Here is a 7,260-nt window from a genome sequence, read left to right as displayed (position 1 = left end):
GATTCCCTACTGCTGCCTCCCGTAGGAGTCTGGGCCGTGTCTCAGTCCCAGTGTGGCCGATCACCCTCTCAGGTCGGCTATGTATCGTCGCCTTGGTGAGCCGTTACCTCACCAACTAGCTAATACAACGCAGGTCCATCTGGTAGTGATGCAATTGCATCTTTCAATTAATTATCATGCAATAATCAATTTTATGCGGTATTAGCTATCGTTTCCAATAGTTATCCCCCGCTACCAGGCAGGTTACCTACGCGTTACTCACCCGTTCGCAACTCATCCAAGAAGAGCAAGCTCCTCTYTTCAGCGTTCTACTTGCATGTATTAGGCACGCCGCCAGCGTTCGTCCTGAGCCAGGATCAAACTCTCATTAAAAAGTTTGAGTTTGCACTCATTACTGTCCACTGACAGATTTATTTTCGTTTTTTTGACAGGTTACATATCTCTATGTCACCCTGCACTTGGTTCGTCTTGTTCAGTTTTCAAAGGGCTTTGTCTTTCGCGACAACTATATTAGTATATCACCTATACCACCCAACTGTCAATACCTTTTTTGAAAAAAATTAAAAAATTATTATTTTTAAATTGGTGAATAGTTTTACATACCTTTGAGGATGGTAAATTGACCTACATTCTATCTTTTTAAAGGCGTAAAAAATGCCCTTTCGGACATTTTTTCTATTTTTGTTCTTGTTTATACTTTTCGAGTTCAGCTTTATTAGCCCAGACATAGTGTCCCGGACGAATCTCTGCCATTTCTGGTTTATCAACTGAATAATCGTGCTGTTCAGGATCATAGACCTTCAACACTTTTTTACGCTCCAAGATTGGGTCTGGAATTGGAACAGCTGAGAGCAGGGATTGTGTATAAGGGTGGACAGGATGGTTGAACAATTCCTCTGTCTCTGCCACTTCTACAATGACACCTTTGTAAATCACGGCGATACGATCAGAAATAAAACGAACTACCGAAAGGTCATGGGCAATAAACAGGTAGGTCAAGCCAAGCTCTTTTTGAAATTTTTTCAAAAGATTCAAAACCTGAGCCCGAACAGATACGTCCAAGGCAGAAATCGGCTCATCTGCAATTACGAAGTCTGGTTGCATGACCAATGCACGAGCAATCCCAATCCGCTGACGCTGTCCACCAGAGAATTCATGAGGATAGCGAGTTAAATGCTCAGCCAACAAGCCAACTTCATTGATGATATTTTTGACTTTTCTTTGCCGGTCTTCTTCATTATCAAACAAATGGTAATTATAGAGCCCCTCAGATATGATATAGTCAACCGTTGCACGTTCATTCAGACTGGCAGCCGGATCTTGGAAAATCATCTGAATCTTGCGAATCAAGTCCGCTTCTTCTGCTTTTGACTTTTTCCCATTAATCTTTTTGCCTTCGTAGAAGATATCACCTGCACTGGTATCATTAAGGCCGATAATAGCTCGACCAATAGTAGTCTTACCAGAGCCTGATTCTCCTACAAGAGAGAAAGTTTCCCCCTTGTTGATGAAGAAATTTGCATTTTTAACTGCCACAAATTTCTTACTTCCTTCGCCGAAGGAAATTTCTAAATCTTTAATTTCAACTAATTTTTCAGTCATTTCCTTCCTCCTAAGCTTCTAATTGATTGAAGCCCATTTTTGAACGAATTTTTTCATGTAGATTTTCGATAATCTCTGGTTTATCAACCTTAGGCGCATCTTCGTGTAGCAACCAAGTCTTTGCCCAATGAGTATCTGACACATTGAAAGCCGGTGCTTCTTCTTCAAAGTCAATTGACATGGCATAGTCAGAACGCAAAGCAAAGGCATCCCCTTTGATTGGTGAATAAAGTGACGGCGGAGTTCCAGGAATCGAGTAAAGAGCACCATTCGCATCTGCCAACTGAGGCAAGCTGGATAGCAAGCTCCATGTGTAAGGATGTTTTGGCTCATAGAAGATTTCTTCAACTGTGCCGTATTCTACAATTTCACCGGCATACATGACCGCAACCTTATCTGCAATACTAGCCACAACACCAAGGTCGTGCGTAATAAAGATGGTTGTGAAATGATATTCTTGCTGCAAGGATTTGAGCAAGTCAATGATTTGCGCTTGAATCGTTACATCGAGGGCCGTTGTCGGCTCATCACAGATAAGAATATCAGGACGGCAAGCCAAGGCAATAGCAATAACAATCCGCTGACGCATACCACCTGAGTATTGGAAAGGATATTCTTCGAAACGTTTTTCCGCATCTGGAATCCCGACCTTGCTCATGTAATCGATGGCCATTTTCTTAGCTTCTTTAGCTGATTTTCCTTGGTGCTTGATAATGACCTCTGTAATCTGGCTTCCAATGGTATTAATAGGATCCAAGCTCGTCATCGGATCTTGGAAGATAGTCGCAATTTTTGCACCACGAATTGGCTCCCAATCCTTATTACTCCGAAGAGTTGTCAAATCTTTGCCACGGTAGTCAATGGTTCCTTGAGCTACACGGCCATTTTCTTCTAGCATTCCAGTAAAGGTCTTGGTCAAGACAGACTTACCTGAACCAGATTCACCAACAATAGCCAGCACTTCACCTTCAATCAAGTCCAGAGAGACTCCACGAATGGCGGTTAAGACACGATCGCGAACATCGAATTCCACGACAATATCGCGAGCAGTCAATATTACATTTTCATTCTTTGTCATATTTACTCCTATCTATGTGTACGTGGATCGCTGGCGTCAGCTAAGTTTTGACCAACTACGAAGAAGGTAAGGGATACCAAAATCAGAGTTGTAAGTGGAATCCAAAAGAGGTAGGCATTCGTCGTCACGTTTTGTGAATAATCTGAAATCAAGCGTCCCAAACTTGGCACTGTTACAGGAAGTCCTAATCCAAAGAAGGACAGAAAGGCTTCGTAAGAGATAAAGCTTGGCAGCATTTGTGAAGTGGTGGTCACGATAACAGATACTAACTGTGGCATAATGTTCTTCGTTACAATCTTGAGAGTTGGTGTACCAAGAGTACGAGAGGCAAGGTTGTATTCCAAATCCCGATAGCGCATAATCTGTACACGGATAGTGTAGGCAATACCGACCCAACCAGTAATCGTCATGGCAAAAATCAAATTCCAGAAACCAGCACCGATAGAGTAGGTCAAGACAATGACAATCAAGAGGGCTGGGATATTTGAAATGATATTGTAGATTTCCATCATGACACGGTCAACTGTTTTGGAAATTCCCCAGATACCGCCGATGATAACACCGATAGCCAGATTAATAACCGTCGCAATAATCGAAATGAGAATAGAGTTACGGGCACCAAACCAAACACCGTCAAAGAGAGACTTACCATTACTATCCGTTCCAAACCAGTATTGACCACTTGGCTTGATATAACGCATGCTAAAATCATTTACCTTGCTCACGTCATTAAAGTCGAAGTTTGAAAACATAGGATAAATGAAGCTCATGAGAATAATGGCAATCAGAATTCCCAACATAGTAATGGTTGATTTCTTTTTCAGAAATTGACGCATGACTGATTTCCAGTAAGAATAGGCTGGAGCATCAATTGTTTCAGAGGCAAAATCGTCACGTTTGACAAATTGGAATTTGCTTTTATCAATTGTAGCCATTATTTACCTCCTTTTGATGTTAACTTGATACGTGGGTCCAGTACAGTCATCAGAATGTCACCCAATAAGAGAGCAAAGATAGACAGACATGTGAAGATGAATACAAGACCAACAACCATAGAGTTATTGGATGCCTTAACAGAATCAATCAGCATCTTACCCATACCAGGGAAAGCAAAGACAGTTTCTGTCAAGGTCGCACCTGCAATAACACCAACGATAGAAGCTGGGATACTAGATACCAGCGGCACCATAGCGTTTTTAAAGATGTGCTTGTTAGAAATTTCTTTTTCAGAGAGTCCCTTTGCACGCGCAAAGCGGACAAAGTCCTGAGACTGCAGGTCAATCATATAACGACGAATCCAAACAGCCGTCCAAGGAGCACTCAAAAGCCCTAGAATAACAGCCGGAAGGACATAAGAACGCCAATCTCCCGCTCCCAAGATTGGGAAGGAGTCTGGAAGACCAACAGCAGAGCCAGCCAAACGGACGATGTAGACCAAGGCGATGGTTGGAAGGGACATCATAAAGGTCAAGCCAGCAGTAGAAATGCTATCAAACCATGTATTCTTAAGTCGAGCCATGTAGGAACCGAGCGGAATAGCAATCAGATAAGACAGAGCCACACCAATCAAACCGATAATGGCTGAGCTGGTAATCATGGACGGATTTTGATAGTTGCTTTGAGTCGCTGTATAGGCATCTCCCTTACCAAACTTAGCAATATCCTGTGAATCGGCTTTGCTTGGCGTCTTATAGGTACGAGAGTAAATGTTAACAGACGATGTCTTTTTGCCTGTTGGGAATTGAACTTCAGAAGACTTAGTTTGTCCTTGTCCCTGTGTAATAACCTGCAGTACAGGGATATTAGCATAGGTTGGATAAGAATTACCTAAATTAAAGGTAATAAAGTTCTGGTGGACAAATGGAAACTGACCGTTAAAGTAAAGCAAATATTTATGCTTGGTACCAGAACCTACAAGAGACCAACCAATAGAAGGATCATTTTCAAACCGGATATAACGCTCTAGGTTCGGATTTTCCTCATCTTGAATAACATTTGGATGGTCAATTTGAATCAAATTAGCATAGAACTCAAAGACACGTTCATACACAGGTACTTCGCGTACAGCGTAGAATTCTCCGCTCAGTGGGAATTTCTGCAATTTCCAACCATTACCAAGTTTATCAACATACTTCTGATAAATCTTCTCGTTTGCTTCAGTAGCTTCTGTGGTAACAGAAGAATCTTCCTTGCTGGCCTTCTCCTGCAGTTCCTTTGTATCATAATAGTCAATGTAGCCCATCCGCTCAAAGATAGTATTTTCATAGTTAGTCTTTTTATCTTTATTGGTCGCTATTTTATTATAGTTAGGATCCTGCTTGAAAATCAACCTTCTTGGCACCATAGTATAGATAATGGCATAAGTCAGGGTCGTCACCAAGAAAATCGACACAATTGAGCGTAAGATACGCATAAAAATATATTTTTTCATTTATCGTTTCCTTTAAATTCCAAAAGAACTTTCTCCTCTATTAGAGAAAGTCCTCTTAGCAAGCTTATTTCACGTGGTCTGCTAATTCTTCTTGAGCTTTTTTATTAGATTCCGCACGTTCTTTATTCCATTTTTCCTGAGCGCTATTATAATCTTTTGTCGTTACAGGCTCATCCTGCAATTTCATGTACTTATAACTTGCTGCTTCACGCGCCTTAGCACCAGACCAAGCAAACGGTGCTGAGAAAGGCACTACCTTAGTCAAGGTTGGACGACCTGTTCTAGAAGTTACCGGAATCAACAAAGCACTATCAGTCAGCCAAGCCTGAGCAGCCGCATATTTTTCATAACGCTTGTTCAAATCTTGCTTTTCTGCACCAGCTTCGTCAACCAGCTTGGTATATTCATCCAAACCAACTTGTTTCGCTGCGGCATTATCTGTGCCATCAAATCCTAAGAAGGTCTTGGTGTTTTCACCACCAGGTTTGATGACATCTAGATAAGTAGATGGATCTTGATAGTCCGGAGACCAGCCGACATTATCTGAAATATCCCAGTCCTCTTCAGCAGCAGAAGGAGCAAACAAGGTAATGTTAGTCACTTCATCCTTAGACAATTGGTGAACATCAATCACAACATTATCTGTTCCCAAAGTCTTCTCAATGGATTGCTTGAGGGATTGAACGCGCTGTACTTTAGAAGTAGCTGTTTGATCAACCGGAATGTCCAGATGAATTGGGAATTCCACTCCATCAGCTTTCAAAGCTTCTTTTGCTTTAGCAAATTCAGCCTTTGCTTTGTTCTCGTTATAGAGACCATCTTGACCATCTGAGAAGTCAACATCTTTCCATTCGTCACCATAAGTTACTACTTTTTCCTTAACTAGGTCACCGAAGGACTTGTCACCAGCCTGCACAAATGTAGGTGGGATGTAAAGGTTACGAAGAAGTTTGTCCGCTCCGTCCTTACCATTAATCTGAGATGCATAGGACTCACGATTGAAAGCAAAGGTCAAAGCCTGACGGAAGTCCTTGTTAAGCAAGGCTTTCTTAGTTGAAGTCTTTTGAGCTTCTGATGTCTTAGCCGTATGATTATAAGACTGGCGATCAATGTTAGTACCTACTAAGAAAGTTGAGGCATCCTGCGGTGTATAGACGATATTATCTTTAAAGTCTTTTTCAACCTTTTCATAAGTCGCACTAGTTGGGAAAAGTCTGGCTGTTGTCAATGCGCCTTGGCTGAACTGATCAGCTAGTTTCCCTTGATCTTGTCCATCATAGAAAGAGAGTTTCACTGCATCTACGTGAACATTTTCTTTGTCCCAATAATTAGGATTCTTCTCAAATTGAATTTCAGATTTTGAAGTCAATGATTTGAGCAAGAAAGGTCCGTTATAAAGCAAGCTTGTTGGATCAGTTGCTTGAGCGAACTTATCACCTTGGTTTTTCAAAAAGTCTTTGTTTACTGGGTAGAGAATTCCCATTGTAGTTTTAGAATTCCAGAAGCTTTCTGGCTCATTAAGAGTATACTCAACGGTATGATCATCGACTGCTTTGATCCCTACTTCTGAGAAATCAATCTTCCCAGAAATATAGTCCTTAAGCCCTTTGACAGAATCCTGAACCAAGTAGATTGTTTCAGATTTATTGTCTGCCGCATACTTAAGACCTGTAACAAAGTCTTCTGCTGTAACATCTGCGTACTCTTCACCTTCGGAAGTATACCACTTAGCGTCTTTGCGAAGCTTATAAGTATAGGTTTTCCCATCTGGTGATACAGTCCATTCCTCTGCCATTGAAGGAACTAAGTTTCCATATTGGTCGTTTTCTAAAAGACCGTCAATGACATTGGCAGTCAAGTCTGTTGTAGCAGCCTTGCTTGAAGTGAGATAGTTCAAGTTTTCAGGATCTGTCTCGTAGATATAATTAAAGGTGTTAGAAGAGTCTGAGCTGCCTGACTTTGTGTTTGGCTTAGAGCCTGAGCAAGCCGCAAGAAAGCCAGCTGCAAGAAGAGTAACTCCTGCTAGCGCAAGGACTTTGCTTTGTTTCATATGGGTTTCTCCATCTTTTAGATTTTTAGATTTAATTAAGATTATAGCATAGATAGTACTAAAAGTAAAATAAATTTTCAGAATATTAAGTTAGCTCAC

Annotated in this window: 5 protein-coding genes and 1 rRNA gene; all 6 read right to left on the bottom strand. The window is 41.2% G+C overall.

Annotation, left to right across the window (positions count from 1 at the left end):
* Positions 1-372, bottom strand: a 16S ribosomal RNA gene (locus tag K4I03_RS12115); the annotation flags it as partial.
* Between the two features lie 303 nt (positions 373-675).
* Positions 676-1,602 carry an ATP-binding cassette domain-containing protein gene (locus K4I03_RS12110; protein WP_227965566.1) on the bottom strand — a complete coding sequence of 309 codons (927 nt, stop codon included), beginning with the start codon at positions 1,600-1,602 and terminating at the stop codon, positions 676-678.
* Positions 1,603-1,612: 10 nt separating this feature from the next.
* Entirely contained in the window at positions 1,613-2,680 is a 1,068-nt protein-coding gene (locus tag K4I03_RS12105) for an ABC transporter ATP-binding protein (RefSeq protein ID WP_002893620.1), read from the bottom strand.
* 8 nt (positions 2,681-2,688) lie between these two features.
* Positions 2,689-3,615 carry an oligopeptide ABC transporter permease OppC gene (gene oppC / locus K4I03_RS12100; RefSeq protein WP_002908085.1) on the bottom strand — a complete coding sequence of 309 codons (927 nt, stop codon included), beginning with the start codon at positions 3,613-3,615 and terminating at the stop codon, positions 2,689-2,691.
* On the bottom strand, positions 3,615-5,111 hold the full coding sequence (locus K4I03_RS12095) for an ABC transporter permease (RefSeq protein ID WP_227965564.1): 1,497 nt from the start codon (positions 5,109-5,111) through the stop codon (positions 3,615-3,617). The genes oppC and K4I03_RS12095 overlap by 1 nt, the downstream gene beginning before the upstream one ends.
* 64 nt (positions 5,112-5,175) lie before the next feature.
* A complete protein-coding gene (locus tag K4I03_RS12090) occupies positions 5,176-7,161 on the bottom strand; it encodes a peptide ABC transporter substrate-binding protein (protein ID WP_227965562.1) in 1,986 nt (661 codons plus the stop codon).
* Between the last annotated feature and the right edge of the window lie 99 nt (positions 7,162-7,260).

The sequence above is a fragment of the Streptococcus sanguinis genome, assembly GCF_020729725.1.
GTDB classification, from domain to species: Bacteria; Bacillota; Bacilli; order Lactobacillales; family Streptococcaceae; genus Streptococcus; species Streptococcus sanguinis_V.
This window is presented reverse-complemented; position numbering and strand designations above follow the sequence as displayed.

Excerpts from the sequence above, each read along its gene's own strand:
- K4I03_RS12110 (WP_227965566.1), bottom strand. The coding sequence starts at position 1,602 with ATGACTGAAAAATTAGTTGAAATTAAAGATTTAGAAATTTCCTTCGGC.
- K4I03_RS12105 (WP_002893620.1), bottom strand. The coding sequence starts at position 2,680 with ATGACAAAGAATGAAAATGTAATATTGACTGCTCGCGATATTGTCGTG.
- oppC (WP_002908085.1), bottom strand. The coding sequence starts at position 3,615 with ATGGCTACAATTGATAAAAGCAAATTCCAATTTGTCAAACGTGACGAT.
- K4I03_RS12095 (WP_227965564.1), bottom strand. The coding sequence starts at position 5,111 with ATGAAAAAATATATTTTTATGCGTATCTTACGCTCAATTGTGTCGATT.
- K4I03_RS12090 (WP_227965562.1), bottom strand. The coding sequence starts at position 7,161 with ATGAAACAAAGCAAAGTCCTTGCGCTAGCAGGAGTTACTCTTCTTGCA.